The sequence below is a fragment of the Pseudomonas sp. PDM28 genome, assembly GCF_019219115.1.
In the GTDB taxonomy this organism is placed as follows: domain Bacteria; phylum Pseudomonadota; class Gammaproteobacteria; order Pseudomonadales; family Pseudomonadaceae; genus Aquipseudomonas; species Aquipseudomonas laurylsulfatiphila.
Genome location: NZ_JAHUWG010000002.1, coordinates 497,285 through 515,358 on the forward strand (window position 1 = coordinate 497,285; position 18,074 = coordinate 515,358).

Here is an 18,074-nt window from a genome sequence, read left to right on the forward strand (position 1 = left end):
CCGCCTTCATTTTTCACGCGGCCATCACCTATTTTTGTACCGGAGTCCGCCTTGCGCTTGTTTCACACCTCCGACTGGCACCTGGGGCAAAACCTGCACGGCCAGGATCGCGATTTCGAACATGGCTGTTTTCTTGAGTGGCTGTTGCGCCAGCTGAAACTGGATCAGCCGGATGTGCTGTTGATCGCCGGCGACATCTTCGACACGGTCAACCCGCCCGTCAAAGCCCAGGAGCGTCTCTACGACTTCATCGTCAGCGCCCACGAGCAGCAGCCGTCGCTGACCATCGTGATGATTGCCGGCAACCACGATTCCGGCTCGCGAATCGAACTGCCCGCGCCATTGATGCGCCGCTTGCGCACCCATGCGCTCGGCCGTGTGCTGTGGCTGGACGACGGGCAGCTGGATGCCGAGCGCCTGTTGTTGCCGTTGCCTGACTCCAGTGGTGCGATCGCCGCCTGGTGCCTGGCTTTGCCGTTCCTGCGCCCGGCGGAAGTCACCGGCGCGCATTTGGGCGACAACTACCTGCGCGGGATCGGTCAGGTGCACGAGTGGCTGATCGAAGCGGCCAACGCCAGGCGCACGCCAGGCCAGGCACTGATCGCCATCAGCCACGCGCACATGGCGGGCGGTTCGGTGTCGGAAGACTCCGAGCGCAGCCTGATCATCGGCAACGCCGAAGCCCTGCCCGCCAGTCTGTTCGGGCCGAGCATCAGCTACGTTGCCCTGGGCCACCTGCACAAACCGCAGAAGGTCAACGGCGAGGAGCGCATCCGCTACAGCGGCTCGCCGATTCCGCTGTCGTTCTCCGAGATCAGCTATCAGCACCAGATTCTCGACATCAAGCTCGACGGCGAAACCCTGGTCAGCGTCGAGCCGAAACTGATTCCCCGCGCGGTCAACCTGCAACGCATCGGCCCGGCGCCCTTGAGCGAGATCCTGCTGCAGCTGGCGGACCTGCCGGACATCGACCTGTTGGCCGACATCCAGCGCCAACCCTGGCTGGAGGTGCGGGTGCGCCTCGATGAACCGCAGCCCGACCTGCGCAATCAAGTGGAAACCGCCCTGCAAGGCAAGGCCGTGCGCCTGGTGCGCATTGCCGCCGAGTACGCTGGCAACGGCGGCCGTGACGGTGCCGATGAGGGCAGCACGCTGATCGAACTGGACCAGCTCACGCCCCAGGAGCTGTTCAGCCGCGCCTGGCAGGACAACTACGGCAGCGAGGTCGACGAGCAGACCCTCAAGGACTTTGCCGAGCTGTTGCAGGACGTGCAGATGGAGAGCGAACAGCCATGAAGATTCTCGCGATCCGCCTGAAAAACCTCGCCTCCCTGGCCGGGCCGTTTGAAATCGACTTCACCGCCGAACCCTTGGCCAGTGCCGGGTTGTTCGCCATCACCGGCCCCACCGGCGCCGGTAAAAGTACGTTGCTCGATGCTTTGTGCCTGGCGCTGTTTGGCGCCGTACCACGCCTGAACAACACCGGCCGCGACGCCAAAGTACCGGACGCCGACGGCGAAATCGGCACCGGCGACCCACGCACCCTGCTGCGTCGCGGCACCGGTGAAGGCTATGCGGAAGTGGATTTCGTCGGAGTCGACGGCCGCCGTTACCGCGCCCGCTGGGAAGCCAATCGCGCTCGGGACAAGGCCGCCGGCAAACTGCAGGCCAGCCGCCAGAGTTTGCGTGACATCGATCAGGACCAGTTGCTGGCCAGCCAGAAAGGCGAATACAAGGCTCAGCTCGAAGCCGCGCTGGGGCTGAACTTCGAACAGTTCACCCGCGCCGTGCTGCTGGCGCAAAGCGAGTTCAGCGCCTTCCTCAAGGCCGACGACAACGACCGCAGCGAACTGCTGGAGAAACTCACCGACACGGCGCTTTACACCCGCCTCGGTCGTCGCGCCTTCGACAAGACCAAGGAGGCTCGCGAGGTTCACAAGCTGCTGCAGGATCAGGCCAGCGGAGTGACGCCGCTGGCGCCGCAGGCCCGTGCGGAACTGGATGAGCGCTTCAATGCCGCGCAGCAACAACTGAAGTTGCAGCAGGCACAACTCAAACAGCTTGAGCAGCAGCACACCTGGCTCAAGGAGCTGCGTCAGTTGCAGGACACTCAACTCGCCGCGACCGAGCAACTTCACAGTGCCCAACAGCAGTGGGAAGGATTGGCCGACGAACGCTTGAAGCTGACACGGCTGGAACAACTCGGCCCGCAACGGCACCAGTTCGCCCGCAAAACCGAACTCGATGCACTGCTGACGCCACTGGCCGCACAGGTTGCTACTCATACCCGGCAGCAGCACGAGCTGACTGAACGCCAGACGTTGCTGGAGCAGAACCTCTCTGCCACACAAATCGCCCTCAGCGAAGCCCTGCAACGACAAACCGACAGTGCGCCGCTACTGCGTCAGGCCTTCGAGGAACAAAGCACCCTCGCCCGCCTGGCCAAAGACACTGCCCTCAGCGCCGACGCGAAGCACACCGCAGAACAAGCCTGCATCCAGGGCCAAAGCGCCATCCAAGCCTTGCTGGAAAAGCAGAACCAGGTTGCCGAACGTTTGCAGCGTATCGCCACCGAGCTTGAGCAAAGCGGCCATCTGGCACCGCTGAGCGACGCGTGGAATGCCTATCGGGATCGCCTGCAACAGTTGATGTTGATCGGCAACCGCTTGAACAAAGGCCAGGCCGAGCTGGCGACCCTCGAACAAACCGCCACCCGCTGCGGCGAAGAGCTCGCCTTGCAAAAGCAGCAACTTGAAGTGTTGTTCAAGGAGGCCGGCGCGGAGCCGGACGCCGTGGCCGAGCAGATCGGCATCCTCGGCAACCTGTTGCAGGACAACCGTAAACAGCTGCGCGCCATCGAAGACCTGACGCGGCTGTGGGCCAGCCAGCAGGAACTGGACAAGCGCGACGCCGAACTGCAACAACGTCAGCTTGCCGCGCAACAGGAACGTGAGCGCCTGACTCAGGACGGGGTGAAAACCAAAGCCGAACTGACGGTCGCCGAACAAACCTTCAACGTCACCCGGGAACTGCTGGAACGCCAACGTCTGGCCCGCAGCGCGAGTGTCGAAGAGTTGCGCACGCAGTTGCAGGACGACCAGCCGTGCCCGGTCTGCGGCAGTCACGAGCATCCTTACCATCAGCCCGAAGCGCTGCTGCAAAGCCTCGGTCGCCACGATGAAAACGAACAGGCCCGCGCGCAGCAAGCGGTCGACCAGCTCAAGGAAAAGCTCACCGAATTGCGCGCCGAGGTGGTGGGCGTCATCGCCCAGCAAAAGGAGCTGCTGCAACAACAGGAACAACTGGGCGCCCAACAACAAGCCTTGGCACCGAGTCTCGACGCTCACCCACTGGCCGCACAACTTCTGGATCAGGACGCCGAAAAGCGCGACGCCTGGCTGACCCGACAGAACGATCAGTTGAACCAGAGCATCGCTCAGGACGAACAACGTCAGCGCGCCCTGCTCACCCTGCAGCAGGACGCCGCGCGCCTGACCCAGCAATTGCGCCACGCCGAAACCGCGCATCAGCAAGCGGCCCAGCACCTGAGCAACCAGCAGCGCGAACTGAGCAGCGACCGTCAGCGGCTCGACGAGGAGCTCACCGCGTTCGGCAGTCTGCTGCCGGGCGAAACCCTCGAAGCGCTACGGGTGGAGCCTGCTGCAACGTTCATGCAGCTGGATCGGCAGATCGCCGAACGCCTCACACAGCTCGATCAGCAGAAAGAAGAACTTGCCGAGCAGCAACAGCGTCAACAAACGCTAGAGAAAGAACAGGATCGCCAGCAAACCCGCGTACAACAACTGCAAATCGCCGAGCAGCAGTTCAGTGCACTGGCCGAACAGCAAACGGCTTGCCAGCACCAACTTACACAACTGCTGGGCGAGCACAGCAGCGCCGAGCAGTGGCAGAAAGGGCTGGAAAACGCTGTAGAGCAAGCACGCAGTACCCAGGCAACAACGGCGCAGGAGCTGCAGCAGGTACGTACGCAACAGGTGCAGATCGCCGCCGAACTCAAGGCGCAGCAGGAGCGTTTGCAAGCGCTGGAAAACGAAGATCGCGATCTCACCGACAAAATCGCCGACTGGCGCGCCCGACATCCTGAGCTGGATGACGATGGCCTCGAAGACTTGCTGCGGGTCGACGACACGCAAGTCAGCGAACTGCGCCAACGCTTGCAACACAACGAAAAAGCCATCGAACAGGCCAAGGTGCTGCTGCAAGAGCGTGATCAGCGCTTGCTCGATCATCAAGCCCAGCACAACGGCCATCTCGATGCCGAGCAACTCGCCACCGCCCTCACCGACCTGCAACATCAGTTCGCCGTCAGCGAGCAGCACTGCGCCGAACTGCGCGCCGAGCAGGTCGAGGACCAGCGCCGGCAGAACGCCAATCAGGCCCTGGCCCAACAGATTGCCGACGCCTACAACGAGTATCAACGCTGGGCACGCCTGAATGCGTTGATCGGTTCCGCCACCGGCGACACCTTCCGCAAGATCGCCCAGGCCTACAACCTCGACCTGCTGGTGCATCACGCCAACGTGCAATTGCGCCAACTGGTGCGCCGTTATCGCCTCAAGCGCGGCGGCAGCATGCTCGGGTTGCTGGTGATGGACACCGAAATGGGTGACGAACTGCGTTCAGTGCATTCGCTGTCCGGTGGCGAGACCTTCCTGGTATCGCTGGCACTGGCCCTCGGCCTGGCGTCGATGGCATCGAGCACGCTGAAAATCGAGTCGCTGTTCATCGACGAAGGCTTCGGCAGCCTCGATCCGGAGTCCCTGCAACTGGCCATGGACGCCCTCGACGGCTTGCAGGCCCAAGGCCGCAAGGTCGCGGTGATTTCCCACGTACAGGAAATGCATGAACGGATTCCGGTGCAGATTCAGGTCCGCCGCCAGGGCAACGGCCTGAGCACCCTGGAGGTGAAATGAACACGCTGTATTCCTTCCGCCGCTGCCCGTACGCCATGCGCGCACGCATGGCCCTGCGTTATTCGGCAGTGGCCGTGGACATCGTCGAAGTCAGCCTGAAGGCCAAACCCGCCGAGATGCTCGCGCTGTCGGGCAAAGGCACGGTGCCGGTGCTGAGCGCCGACGGCCGGGTGATCGACGAAAGCCTCGACATCATGCGCTGGGCCCTGGCACAGAACGATCCGCAAGACTGGTTGCTCAAGGATGATCCTGACGCAGCGGCGCAAATCGCCAGCCTGATCGAACAGAACGATCAGGTGTTCAAGGTGCACTTGAACCGCTACAAGTACGCCGAGCGTTATCCCGAGCAGCCGATGGAGGCGTATCGCGCGGAGGGCGAGGTGTTTTTGCAAAGGCTGGATGAGTTGCTGGAGGGACGCGACTATTTGCTGGCCGACCATGCAAGCCTGGCCGACGTAGCGCTGATGCCCTTCGTGCGGCAGTTCGCCCACGTCGACCGTGAATGGTTTGCGCAGACGCCGTATCGGCGGTTGCAGGACTGGTTGCAGCGGTTTCTGGAGTCGGAGTTGTTTACCGGTGTGATGAAAAAGTAAACGCAGCTCCTGTGGCGAGGGGGCTTGCCCCCGTTGGGCTGCGAAGCAGCCCCAAGCTTTTTCTGGTCATCCGGATTTACGGCCGCTTCGCGACCGAACGGGGGCAAGCCCCCTCGCCACAGACAAGCTCCCTCGCCACAAAGGATTCAGTGACCAGCAGAGTTCAAGCCAACACCTCACACATCCCGATCGCCGAGCAATCCACCTGGAACGGGCCGAAAACCACCCCTTCGCTCCTGATCGGCGGATTGCCGGCCAGCATGCCCTGCGCGTTGGCATTTTCGATGTTCCGGGCAATGTTGTGATTGGCTTCGATGGTGCGCGCCACCGAGCCCGCCGAGCCCTGTCCGATCCCCAGCAGGGAGGCTCCGTTGGTCATGAACGCCAGGAAGGCGATGACCCAAAGTCTGTGCCCTTTCATGCGCCGGCGACTCCTGCGAGTTCAGCCTGATCAACGCTGGCGTTTTGCGCACGGTGGTCAAACTGGATGCCGGGATGAGCGACCTGGATCGGTGCTTCGAAGCTGGATTGTGACTGGGCTGACAGGCTGACCAACAGCACCATGGCAAGGTACAGGCCGATCGCTACATAAGCGCCGTGTTTGGCAGAAGTGAGAATTGCGCTGGCCATGATGTTCTCCGCAGGCATGTTTCAATGCCCACAGAATCGATCAAAAAAGCCTGGGTCACCACTCAGGGTTATCCATAGTGATCATCAGCTTCGTTGATCATCAAGCCAGACTATTTCAGTCTTCAATAAAACTCATCAAGCGCTCGCGCGCCGCATCCGGCTCACCGGGAACAGCGTCGGATGCCGATAAAATAGGGGTGGAATAGAGAAACAGAAGAACCAATGCCAGACGCGTCACCATGCTGCCGATCCTTGCCGTGAGGAGGAGTCAAAAAATCAGCGTCAATTTAAACGTATGGCCATGTGATATCAAGCGCGACATTGATAGCAAACTGATGCTGTCGCAAATGCGTTATGCAGGAGCGACATCACTCTGATCGTTTTCGACACCTGCTTTCAGCATCAGGCTCTTCGATCATCAGTGACTTCGCTCCTGCATAAAGGCAGAGAGGAAGTTCAGGCTTGGGTCTTGTGATCCAGCGCGGCGTAGAAGTTGGCGCTCTGTTGCAGGTATTTCTGGGTGTAGCTCTGGGTGTGGGCTTTTTTGTCGCTGATTTCAACGTTGGCACTGGCTGGCAGCGCAACGGTGGCAGAAATGGCGGAAGCGGCGATGACAGAGAAGATGTTGAAGTTCATGGCGGTATTCCTCGGATTCAGTTGGCTTGCTTGCCCGGTGGGGCCGTGAAGCAAACTTAACCCTCGAGGGTTCATGCCTTGAAATGCTTTGTAGCAGTACCAGATATCAGCGACATTGATAAAAGCAGGCAGGCCCCATCAACCGGGGCCTGCGGCTTATTGACGCAGCAGAAACTTCAGGTCGCTCGGGGCGTCCATCGGCAGTTTTTGCACGGTTTTACCCAACAGACCGCTCTTGGCGTCGCGTTCGACGACGACAATCTGGTTGCTCTTCTGGTTGGCGATCAACAGGAATTTGCCGCTCGGGTCGAGGCTGAACTCCCGCGGATGATCGCCTTCTACCGCCCGGCGTTGCAGCTCGGTTAGGCGTCCGGTTAGCGGATCAATGGCAAACACCAGCAGTTGATTGGCCGTACCACGGTTGCTGGCGTAGAGGAACTTGCCATCGGCCGAGGCATGCAGCGCTGCGGCCGCCTTGTCCGAGACGGGTTGCCCGGCAGCCAGGTCGACCATCTGCGTCTGCTCGAGCGTGCCGTCGTGGTAATCGAACACCGCCACCTGGGCGCTCATTTCCATGGTCAGCCAGGCATGTTTGCCATCGGCGCTGAACAGCAAATGACGCGGCCCGCTACCGGGCGGCAGTTGCACGAATGCCGGGTTGGCCGGGGTCAATGGCAGCTGCGGATTGGCCTTGGGGTCGAAACGGTAGGCAAACACCTTGTCGGCACCCAGGTCGTTGGCGAACACGTATTTACCGTCCGGCGACGAGACGGTCGAGTGCACGTGGGCCGAGGCCTGGCGCTCGGGATTGACCCGGCTCGCCGGGTGGCTGCTCATCTGCACCACCGGTTTTAGCTTGCCATCGGCCGCCACCGGCACCACCGCGAGGGCGCCGCCGGGGTCTTCGGCCACCGAGTAATTGCTGACAAACAAATGGCTGCCATCGACGCTGAGACTGGAATGGGTCGGCTCGTTGCCCAGGCTTTGCACCTGGCTGATCAGGTTTAGCGCATGGGTCTTGGGATCAATCGCGTAACTGCTGACGCGCCCGACCGGATCAGCCTGGCCCGGGCCATTTTCGTTGACCACGAACAGGTGGCGCTGGTCTTTCGAGAGGGTCAACCACGATGGATTTTCGCTCTTGACCACTTGCAAGGGCGTGGCGTTGATCTGCCCGGTGGTGCTGTCGAAAGCCAGGCGATAGATCCCCTGGCTTTGACCGGCGGTGTAGGAGCCCACCAGCAGTTGATCGTCCTCGGCGGATGCGGCCTGGACGCCCATCGCGCCGATGCTGCCGGCCATCAACAGCGGCCAGAGGTTACGCATCATCCTGGTCATCATCTTCGTTGTCACCGCTGACGATATCGCCCAGGCACACCAAACGGTGTTCGCCCGAGTCACCGGTGATCAACCAGCTTTGCAGCGTGGTGTCGAAGGTCGCGGACTGAACCTGCGCCGGGGTGAACTCCCAGTGTTTGGCCACACGGCCATCCATGCATTCAATGTGCAGGTTGTCGAACTCGTCGAGGGCGAATTCGAAGGCATGCAGCCCGTCGATTTCCACCATTCCACAGTGTTCGAGGGCATTGAGCAGGGTGTCGGTTGGGGCAGTCATGGCAATCAGTCTTTGAATGAGAAAGACGCAATGATAGCTCAAGCACCCGACCAAAGTTTCACACAAACCTGTGGGAGCGGGCTTGCCCGCGATGGCGGTCAATCAGTCGACAACGATGTTGCCTGACCCTCCGCTATCGCGGGCAAGCCCGCTCCCACAGGGATTGTGGTCAGCCGTTAGAGGGCGTCGCGCGATGGTTGGCCATCCACCAGTCGCTGGATGCGCAGCGGATTGCCGTTCTTCAGCGCGTCCGGTAGCAAGCTGTCCGGGTAGTTCTGGAAACACACCGGGCGCAGGAAACGATCGATGGCCAGTGTGCCCACCGATGTACCGCGCGCATCGGAGGTTGCCGGGTAAGGTCCGCCGTGGACCATCGAGTCGCAGACTTCCACGCCAGTCGGATAGCCATTGAGCAGGATTCGCCCGACCTTCTGCTCCAGCAATCCCGTCAGCCCGGCGAACTGCTCGAGGTCTTGCGGCTCACCAATGACGGTGGCGGTCAATTGGCCGTGCAGGCCGTTCAGGGCCGCCGTCAGTTGCGCCTGATCCGCGACCTCGACCACCACGGTGGTCGGCCCGAACACTTCCTCTTGCAGGACTTCATCGCCATCGATCAGCAGGCGCGCATCGGCCTTGAACAGCTGCGGCTGGGCCTGATTGCCCTGCTGCAGATCGCCGGCCAGGTGTTCAATTCCCGGATGGGCCAGCAGTTTTTGCAAGCCTTGACCGTAGCTGCCCAGGGTACCGGCATTGAGCATGGTTTGCGCCGGCTGGTCGCCCATCAACCCGGCCACTTGCTGCACAAAGGCGCTGAACGACGCCGAGCGAATGCCGATCACCAGACCCGGATTAGTGCAGAACTGCCCGCAGCCCTGCACCACCGAGGCCGTGAGGTCCCGGGCAACAGTGTCGGCCCGCACCTGCAATGCCTGGGGCAAGACAATCACCGGGTTGATGCTCGACATCTCGGCGAACACCGGAATCGGTTGCGCACGTGCCGCGGCCATGTCGCACAGGGCTCGACCACCCTTGAGCGAACCGGTGAACCCCACGGCCCGGATGGCCGGATGCTTGACCAGCGCTTCGCCGACACCGCCGCCGTAGATCATGTTGAACACACCGGCCGGCATACCCGTTTTTTCCGCAGCGCGAATGATCGCATCCGCCACCTGCTCGGCCGTGGCCATGTGGCCGCTATGGGCCTTGAACACCACCGGGCACCCGGCGGCCAGCGCCGAGGCGGTATCGCCGCCGGCGGTGGAGAACGCCAGCGGAAAGTTGCTGGCACCAAACACCGCCACAGGTCCCAGACCGATGCGGTACTGACGCAGGTCCGGACGCGGCAACGGCTGACGCTCCGGCAATGCCCGGTCGATTCGCGCGCCGTAGAAATCACCGCGACGCAGCACTTTGGCGAACAGGCGCATCTGCCCGCTGGTACGCCCACGCTCGCCTTGAATCCGGCCTGCGGGCAACGCCGTTTCCCGGCAGACGACAGCGACAAAGTCGTCACCGAGGGCGTCCAGTTCATCGGCGATGGTATCGAGAAACTGCGCCCGTCGCTCCGCGCTCAGGCTGCGATAGGCCGGATAGGCGAGCGCTGCAGCGTGGGCCGCCGCATCGACCTCCTGCGGTGTCGCCTGAAAAAAATCGTGGGGCAAGGCCTCACCGGTGCTCGCATCGACACTCTGCAACTTGATGCTGCCGGCGGCGCTGCGTTGGCCGCCGATGTAGTTGTGACCAAGAATCCGGGTCATGGGAAAGTCCTCAAAGTGTGCCGACGGTGCCGGGCTCGAAAGCCGCCGGGACCGGGGCGATGCCGTTGATCAATGGTGCGCCGAACTCGGCCTGGGTGATCTCGAACACGTCACCCGGTCGGGTGCGAATACCGTCGGCAAAGGACAGGGTCGCGGTGCCGAAGAAGTGAATGTGCACATCCCCCGGGCGCAGGAACTGGCTGTACTTGAAATGATGGAATTCCAGGTTGGCAAGGCTGTGGCACATGTTCGCCTCGCCACTGAGGAACTCGTTCTGCCACAGCACTTCGCCGTTGCGCAGGATGCGGCTGGTACCCGCCAGATGCTGTGGCAATTCACCGACCCGCAGTTCCGGGCCATAACTGCAGCTACGCAATTTCGAATGGGCCAGGTACAGGTAGTTCTTGCGCTCCATGACGTGGTCGGAGAACTCGTTGCCCACGGCAAAACCCAGGCGATACGGCTTGCCGTCGTGACCGATCACGTACAGGCCGGCGATCTCCGGTTCTTCACCGGCATCTTCGGCAAATGGCGGCAATGGAAACGGCTGGCCCGGCCTGACGACGATGCTGCCATCGCCTTTGTAGAACCATTCCGGTTGCACACCGGCTAGGTCCGCCGCCGGCTTGCCGCCCTCCACGCCCCATTTGAATATGCGCATGGTGTCGGTCATCGCGGTTTCGTCGCCGCTTTGCTGGTGCATCTTGTCCCGGGCCGACGCGCTGCCCAGATGGGTCAGGCCCGTACCGCTGACCAACATGTGCGCCGGGTCCGCATGATCCAGCGGCGGCAGGATGCGCTGTTGCTTCAGCAGTTCGGCATAGTCATGGCTGATGCCCAGCCCCAGGCTCTGCACTTGTTGCTCAAGGCTCGCACCTGCCTCGATCGCCGCCAGTGCCAGGTCGCGAACAGCGCGCGCGTCTTGCACTTCACGGACCAGGCCGTTGTCGACCACGCCGACGCGGCGTTCGCCGTTACTCAATTCGAATTGAACCAAACGCATGAATTTTCTCCTGTTAACCCAGAACCCGGGCAAACACGCCCCCCCTGTGGGAGCGGGCTTGCCCGCGATGACGGCGGCACATTCAACATTGATGTGCCAGACAGATTGCTATCGCGGGCAAGCCCGCTCCCACAGAGTCCGTGGTGAATGATTGTTTCCTGTCAGGTACGGGTGGCCCCACGCGCACTCGCCGCAAACTCATCGGCCGGCAACACGTGCTTGCGCTCCAGCAAGCGATACACCACACCGGTCAACACCAGCCCGAACACCATCACGCCCGACAGGAAATACAGGCCCGAAGCCAGGTTGCCGGTGTATTCCTTGAGTGCGCCGATCACGAACGGACCGAGGTAGCCGCCGAGGTTGCCCACCGAGTTGATCAAGGCGATCCCCGCCGCCGCACTGGCGCCGGCAAAGAAGCGGCCCGGCAACGTCCAGAACACCGCCGTGCAGGAGAACAACGCGAACGCCACCAGACACAACGCCGCCAGTTGCAGCACCGGCACCGACAGCCAGGCGCTGAGAAACAGACCGATCGCGCCCAGCACGTACAGCACGGCGAGGTGGCCGTAGCGGTCATTCAGGCGGTCGGAACTGCGCGGGATGATCAGCAGGCCGACGATGCCGAAGATGTACGGCACCGCGGAAACGAAACCCGTCACCAGGTCGCTGCCGCCGAACTGTTTGATCAGGGTCGGCAACCACAAGCCGAGGCCATAGATGCTCAGGGTCACCGGCAGGTAGAACAGCGCCAGCAGCAGAACGCGCTTGTCCTTGAGGGCGTGCAGCGGATTGCCGTGTCGGGTTTGGCCGTACGCGTCCAGGTCCTTTTTCAGCTCGCCGCTCAGCCAGTCTTTTTCCGCCTGGTCCATCCACTTCACTTGCTGCGGGCCGTCCGGCAACCAGCGCAGCACAGGCCAGGTCAGCAGGATCGCCGGGGTGCCAATGACAATGAACAGCCACTGCCAGCCGTGCAGCCCGAGCACGCCATCCATACCCAACAGGCCGCCGGACACGGGGCCTGTGATCATCATCGCAATGGGTTGCGAGAGGATGAACAGCCCGAGGATCTTGCCGCGATGACGCACCGGGAACCATTGGGTGATGTAGTACAGGACGCCCGGGAAGAATCCGGCCTCGGCGGCGCCAAGCAAAAAGCGCATCACATAGAAGCTGTTCGGCCCCTGGACGAAGGCCATGCCGATGGTGATGGCGCCCCAGGTGAGCATGATCCGCGCGAACCAGCGCCTCGCGCCAAAGCGGTCGAGCATCAGGTTGCTGGGGATTTCCAGCAGGAAGTAGCCGATGAAGAACAGCCCGGCGCCAAGTCCGTAGGCCGCATCGCCCAGACCGATGTCGGCGCCCATGTGCAGTTTGGCGAAGCCCACTGCGGAGCGGTCCACGTAGGCGATCAGGTACAGCAGGATCAGGAAGGGAATCAGTTTCAGCGTGATGCGACGGATAAGCCGCAGTTCCTGGCTCATGAGATCGGTCTCCGATTGTTGTTGTTATGGAACCTCGGGGGACGCCTCTCGCGAAAAATTCGCCAGGGCCATCCCTCCGTTTGAGCGGACTATATAGTAATACTATTTACTCAACAACACTTCCAAATGTCGCAATTTGAGCTTATGTTACGCCTCAGCTCGAACAATATAGTCATACAATAAGAGAACCGATCATGTCTGATAAGAAACCCACCCTGCGCTCCGCCCAATGGTTTGGCACGGCCGACAAGAACGGCTTCATGTACCGCAGCTGGATGAAGAATCAGGGCATCGCCGACCACCAGTTCCATGGCAAGCCGATCATCGGCATCTGCAATACCTGGTCGGAACTGACTCCGTGCAACGCGCATTTCCGCCAGATTGCCGAGCATGTCAAACGCGGCGTGATCGAGGCCGGCGGCTTCCCGGTGGAGTTCCCGGTGTTCTCCAACGGCGAATCCAACCTGCGTCCTACCGCCATGCTCACCCGTAACCTGGCAAGCATGGATGTCGAAGAAGCCATTCGCGGCAACCCGATCGATGGCGTGGTGCTGCTGACCGGTTGCGACAAAACCACCCCGGCACTGCTGATGGGCGCCGCCAGTTGCGACGTGCCGGCCATCGTCGTCACCGGCGGGCCGATGCTCAACGGCAAGCACAAGGGCAAGGACATCGGCTCCGGCACCGTGGTCTGGCAACTCAGCGAACAGGTCAAGGCCGGCACCATCAGTATCGACGACTTCCTCGCAGCCGAGGGCGGCATGTCCCGCTCGGCCGGCACCTGCAACACCATGGGCACGGCCTCGACCATGGCCTGCATGGCCGAAGCACTGGGCACTTCCCTGCCCCACAACGCCGCGATCCCGGCCGTGGATGCGCGCCGTTATGTGTTGGCGCACATGTCCGGCATGCGTGCCGTGGAGATGGTGCGCGAAGACCTGAAACTGTCGAAAATCCTCACCAGGGAAGCCTTCGAAAACGCCATTCGCGTCAACGCCGCCATTGGCGGCTCGACCAACGCGGTGATTCACCTCAAAGCCATCGCCGGGCGCATTGGCGTGGAACTGGACCTCGACGACTGGACCCGCATCGGTCGCGGCATGCCGACCATCGTCGACCTGCAACCGTCGGGACGCTTCCTGATGGAAGAGTTCTATTACGCCGGTGGCTTGCCGGCGGTGCTGCGTCGCCTCGGCGAAGCCAACCTGATCCCGAACCCGAATGCCCTGACCGTCAACGGTAAATCCATCGGCGAGAACACCCAAGACGCGCCGATTTATGGCGAGGACGAAGTGATCCGCACCCTCGACAACCCGATCCGCTCCGATGGCGGCATCTGTGTCTTGCGCGGCAACCTGGCACCGCTGGGCGCCGTGCTCAAGCCGTCCGCCGCCACGCCGGCACTGATGCAGCATCGCGGACGTGCGGTGGTGTTCGAGAACTTCGACATGTACAAGGCGCGGATCAACGACCCGGAACTGGACGTGGATGCCAACTCGATCCTGGTGATGAAGAACTGCGGGCCGAAGGGTTATCCGGGCATGGCCGAAGTGGGCAACATGGGTTTGCCAGCCAAGCTGCTGGCCCAGGGTGTGACCGACATGGTGCGCATTTCCGATGCGCGCATGAGCGGCACCGCGTACGGCACTGTTGTCCTCCACGTCGCCCCCGAAGCTGCTGCCGGTGGACCGCTGGCCGCAGTGAAAGAAGGCGACTGGATCGAACTCGATTGCGCCAGCGGCCGTTTACACCTGGATATTCCAGACGCCGAACTGGCCGCGCGCATGGCCGACCTGCAACCGCCGCAGAACCTGATCGTCGGTGGGTATCGTCAGCTGTACATCGACCATGTGCTGCAAGCGGACCAGGGTTGCGACTTCGACTTCCTGGTTGGTTGCCGTGGGGCTGAAGTGCCGCGTCACTCCCACTGATCACGCAAAACCTGTGGGAGCGGGCTTGCCCGCGATAGCGGTGGATCAGTCGCCGCCGATGTTGGATGTGATGGCCTCATCGCGGGCAAGCCCGCTCCCACATGGGTTCTATTTACCGTTCAGTATCCAGTGCTAACGACCTTCATTCACCGCGCCTGCTATCATGCGCGACACCTATTCGCACAGGATCGCGCCGCTCCCCATGGATTACCGCAAACCCTCCGACCGCAAAAGCATGCACTCGCGCATCGTCCAGGAACTGGGCATGCAGATCGTCTCGGGACGTTTCCTGCCGGACGACAAACTGCCCGCCGAAGCGCTGTTGTGTGAAGAATATGCGGTCAGCCGACCGGTGCTGCGCGAAGCCACCCGAGTATTGGTTGCCAAGGGCCTGGTGTATTCCCGCCCGCGCGTCGGGACTGTGGTCAAGCCGCGCAAGGACTGGCACATGCTCGATCCGGACGTGCTGCACTGGCTGATGCAAAGCAGTCCGCAAAACCAGTTTTTCGACCTTCTGACCAGTGTGCGCAGCATCATCGAACCGGCCGCTGCCGCCCTCGCCGCACAATTCGCCACCGAAGCGGACATCGCGTCCATCGGTGAGGCCTACCAGCGCATGGAAGCCGCGCCGACACCGGAGGCGCTGTTGCAGCCGGACCTGGACTTCCACAGTCGCATCGCCGACGCCACGCACAACGACTTGCTGGCCAACCTGTGCAACATGCTCTCGGTGGCGATAGCCGAAGCCTTGAAGCATTCGAACCAGCGACCGAACCTGCATGAACTGGCGCTGCCGCGGCACAAGGCAATCCTGACCGCCATTGAAAACCGTGATGCTCTGGGCGCACGGCATGCAACGCTGGTGCAGCTGGATGATGCGCGTAGTGCGTTGAATGTGGTGCTGGGTAGCGATCCTGCCTGATCACCGTCCCCTTGTAGGAGCGAGCTTGCTCGCGATAAACCGCAGAGCACCGCGGGGCACCTGCCAACCAGCGTTTTCGTTGACGACCATCGCGAGCAAGCTCGCTCCTACAGGGACTGGTGCGAATTTGAGATAAAAAAAAGCCGCAACCCTGAGGTTGCGGCTTTTTCATTTGCAACATGGATCAGTGAGCAAACAACGAATTACCCTTCTGCCCCGCCAGTTTCTCCGGCTTGATCAGGAAACGCGCCAGTGCCGGCAACAGCCACAGCGCACCGAACATGTTCCACAGCAGCATGAAGGTCAGCATCAGGCCCATGTCGGCCTGGAACTTGATGGCCGAGAAGATCCAGGTGCACACGCCGATCGCCAGGCACAGACCGGTGAACAGCACGGCCTTGCCGGTGGACTTCAGCGTCTGGTAGTACGCCTCTTGCAGCGGCAGGCCGGCACGCAGGAAGCTTTCCAGGCGGCTGTAGATGTAGATGCCGTAGTCCACGCCAATCCCCACCCCGAGCGCCACGACCGGCAGGGTCGCCACTTTCACGCCGATGCCCATGAAGGCCATCAGGGCGTTGCCGAGTACCGAGGTCAGCACCAGCGGCAGCACGATGCACAAGGTCGCCGCCCAGGAGCGGAAGGTGATCATGCACATGACCGCCACACAGATGTACACCAGGATCAGGATGGTCAGCTCGGACTTCTTGATCACCTCGTTGGTGGCCGCCTCGATCCCGGCGTTACCGGCAGCGAGGATGAACTCCAGGCCTTCCTTGTTGTTTTCCTTGGCGAACTCCTGCACCGCATGCACCGCACGATCCAGGGTCTCGGCCTTGTGATCGTTGAGGAACACCAGCACCGGCGCCAGGGAGCAGCTGTTGTTGTACAGGCCGTCGGCGCGGGCAATGGAGTTGTTCAGCACATCAGGGTTACGCGACAGGGTTTCCCATTTCAGGTTGCCTTCGTTCATGCCCTTGATCATTTGCTTGGACACGGTCACCAGGGAGATCGCCGACTGCACGCCCTCGGTGTTCTGCATCTTCCACATCAGCTCGTCGATCGGCGCCATGGCTTCATAGCGCGAGCAGCCTTCGGACTTGGTCTTGACCATCACCACCAGCACGTCGGAACTGGTGGAATAGTTGTTGATGATGAAGTTGTTGTCCTTGTTGTAGCGCGAGTCCGGACGCAGCTCCGGGGCACCCTGGTCGAGGTCGCCGATTTTCAGGTTCTGGCTGTACCACAGGCCGCCGCCGAAGGCGATCAGCGCCAGCAGAATGGAAACCGGTGCGACTTTGGCGCTGGCGAAATTCGCCAGCAGGCGCCAGAACGGATGCTCGCGGGTGGCGTCTTTCTTGCTGCGGGCCACGGCACGCTTGCTGATGCCGACATAGGAAATCGCCACCGGCAGCAGGATCAGGTTGGTGAACACGATCACCGCCACACCGATGGATGCGCCGATGGCCAGCTCGCGGATCACGCCGATATCGATGATCAGCAGCGTGATGAAACCCACGGCATCGGCGAGGATCGCGATCATCCCCGGCAGGAACAATTGACGGAAGGTGCGACGCGCCGCCGTCAGGGCGTTTTCCGCTTCACTCGATTGCAGGGCGATCCCGTTGATCTTCTGCACGCCGTGGGAAATACCGATGGCGAAGATCAGGAACGGCACCAGCATCGAATAGGGGTCGAGCCCGAAGCCGAAGAAGTGCATCAGGCCCAGCTGCCAGATCACGGCCACCAGCGTCGTGCTCAACACGGCGACGGTACTGCGCAGGCAGTTGGTGAACCACAGCAGGAGGATCAGGGTGATGACGAAGGCGATGCCGAAGAACATCACGACCATCACCAGGCCATCGATCAGGTCACCGACCTTCTTGGCGAAACCGACGATGTGGATCTTCACATTCGGGTTCTGCGCTTCGAACTTGGTGCGGATCTTGTCTTCAAGCTCGTGGGAGAACTTGCGATAGTCCAGCGCCAGCAGCTTGCCCTGGTCCTGCGGGTCCGGGTAGGACTCCAGCAACGGAATGTCGACGATGCTCGACTTGAAATCGTTGGACACCAGGCGCCCGACCTGACCGGACTTGAGCACGTTGTTGCGCAACAGATCGAGACTGGCCTGGGAGCCGTTGTAGCTCTGCGGGATCACTTCCCCGCCGGCGAAGCCCTCTTCCGTCACTTCGGTCCAGCGAATACTGGGGCTCCACAGCGACTTCAGACCGGAACGGTCGACACCGGAGATGTAGAACACTTCGTCGTTGATCTGACGCAGGGTCTCCATGTACTCCTTGGAGAAGATGTCGCCATCGGTGGCTTCCACCGAGATCCGCACGGTGTTGCCCAGGTTCGCCAGATCGTTGCGGTGCTCCATCATCTTCTGGATGAAGGGATGCTCCAGCGGGATCATCTTTTCGAAGCTGGTGGACGGACGGATCAGCGTCGCCTGCCAGAACAGGAAAATACTGACCAGCAGGCAGATCGTGATCACTGCCGGACGGTTGTTGAAGATCAGGCGCTCGAGGAACGTCGCCTTGTCCTGGTGATGCGTACTCAAGGAAGTCAT

The 18,074-nt window shown here is 61.6% G+C and carries 15 protein-coding genes; 5 read left to right on the forward strand and 10 right to left on the reverse strand.

What is annotated here, in order from left to right; all coding sequences use genetic code 11:
- The first annotated feature begins 51 nt into the window (after positions 1-51).
- From KW841_RS05425 to KW841_RS05435, 3 genes are read left to right on the forward strand one after another with little or no spacing between them, the layout of a single operon-like run.
- The gene (locus KW841_RS05425) at positions 52-1,296 is read left to right on the forward strand and encodes an exonuclease SbcCD subunit D C-terminal domain-containing protein (protein ID WP_218474247.1); all 1,245 of its coding nucleotides are present in this window, start codon (positions 52-54) and stop codon (positions 1,294-1,296) included.
- Complete coding sequence (locus tag KW841_RS05430; protein ID WP_218474249.1) at positions 1,293-4,934, forward strand: AAA family ATPase; 3,642 nt, start codon at positions 1,293-1,295, stop codon at positions 4,932-4,934. The genes KW841_RS05425 and KW841_RS05430 overlap by 4 nt, the downstream gene beginning before the upstream one ends.
- On the forward strand, positions 4,931-5,527 hold the full coding sequence (locus KW841_RS05435) for a glutathione S-transferase (RefSeq protein ID WP_218474251.1): 597 nt from the start codon (positions 4,931-4,933) through the stop codon (positions 5,525-5,527). The genes KW841_RS05430 and KW841_RS05435 overlap by 4 nt, the downstream gene beginning before the upstream one ends.
- Before the next feature lie 163 nt (positions 5,528-5,690).
- Here the strand turns inward: KW841_RS05435 and KW841_RS05440 are convergent, their stop codons facing one another.
- The 9 genes from KW841_RS05440 to KW841_RS05475 all read right to left on the reverse strand — a co-directional run bounded on the left by KW841_RS05440 (position 5,691) and on the right by KW841_RS05475 (position 12,652).
- Positions 5,691-5,948: a hypothetical protein gene (locus tag KW841_RS05440; RefSeq protein ID WP_218474253.1), complete on the reverse strand. Its 258-nt coding sequence runs from the start codon at positions 5,946-5,948 to the stop codon at positions 5,691-5,693.
- Entirely contained in the window at positions 5,945-6,157 is a 213-nt protein-coding gene (locus KW841_RS05445) for a hypothetical protein (RefSeq protein ID WP_007979947.1), read from the reverse strand. The genes KW841_RS05440 and KW841_RS05445 overlap by 4 nt, the downstream gene beginning before the upstream one ends.
- Positions 6,158-6,272: 115 nt before the next feature.
- Positions 6,273-6,398: a hypothetical protein gene (locus tag KW841_RS29585; protein WP_256357711.1), complete on the reverse strand. Its 126-nt coding sequence runs from the start codon at positions 6,396-6,398 to the stop codon at positions 6,273-6,275.
- Positions 6,399-6,613: 215 nt separating this feature from the next.
- Positions 6,614-6,793, reverse strand: a complete 180-nt coding sequence (locus KW841_RS05450; protein WP_007979950.1) for a hypothetical protein — start codon at positions 6,791-6,793, stop codon at positions 6,614-6,616.
- Positions 6,794-6,949: 156 nt separating this feature from the next.
- Positions 6,950-8,119: a lactonase family protein gene (locus KW841_RS05455; RefSeq protein WP_218474584.1), complete on the reverse strand. Its 1,170-nt coding sequence runs from the start codon at positions 8,117-8,119 to the stop codon at positions 6,950-6,952.
- On the reverse strand, positions 8,112-8,408 hold the full coding sequence (locus KW841_RS05460) for a DUF5629 family protein (protein WP_218474255.1): 297 nt from the start codon (positions 8,406-8,408) through the stop codon (positions 8,112-8,114). The genes KW841_RS05455 and KW841_RS05460 overlap by 8 nt, the downstream gene beginning before the upstream one ends.
- A gap of 176 nt (positions 8,409-8,584) precedes the next feature.
- Positions 8,585-10,165: an aldehyde dehydrogenase (NADP(+)) gene (locus KW841_RS05465; RefSeq protein ID WP_218474257.1), complete on the reverse strand. Its 1,581-nt coding sequence runs from the start codon at positions 10,163-10,165 to the stop codon at positions 8,585-8,587.
- Between the two features lie 10 nt (positions 10,166-10,175).
- Positions 10,176-11,168, reverse strand: a complete 993-nt coding sequence (gene araD1 / locus KW841_RS05470; RefSeq protein WP_218474259.1) for an AraD1 family protein — start codon at positions 11,166-11,168, stop codon at positions 10,176-10,178.
- 161 nt (positions 11,169-11,329) lie between these two features.
- A complete protein-coding gene (locus KW841_RS05475) occupies positions 11,330-12,652 on the reverse strand; it encodes an MFS transporter (protein ID WP_218474261.1) in 1,323 nt (440 codons plus the stop codon).
- A gap of 194 nt (positions 12,653-12,846) precedes the next feature.
- Here KW841_RS05475 and KW841_RS05480 point away from each other — a divergent pair, with 194 nt between their 5' ends.
- The gene (locus tag KW841_RS05480) at positions 12,847-14,583 is read left to right on the forward strand and encodes an IlvD/Edd family dehydratase (RefSeq protein WP_116579254.1); all 1,737 of its coding nucleotides are present in this window, start codon (positions 12,847-12,849) and stop codon (positions 14,581-14,583) included.
- Positions 14,584-14,785: 202 nt separating this feature from the next.
- Positions 14,786-15,505 (forward strand): FadR/GntR family transcriptional regulator, encoded by a 720-nt coding sequence (locus KW841_RS05485; protein ID WP_032829613.1) that lies wholly within the window; start codon positions 14,786-14,788, stop codon positions 15,503-15,505.
- Positions 15,506-15,689: 184 nt separating this feature from the next.
- On the opposite strand, the gene KW841_RS05490 is transcribed toward KW841_RS05485, so the two are convergent.
- Positions 15,690-18,074: an RND family transporter gene (locus KW841_RS05490; RefSeq protein ID WP_218474264.1), complete on the reverse strand. Its 2,385-nt coding sequence runs from the start codon at positions 18,072-18,074 to the stop codon at positions 15,690-15,692.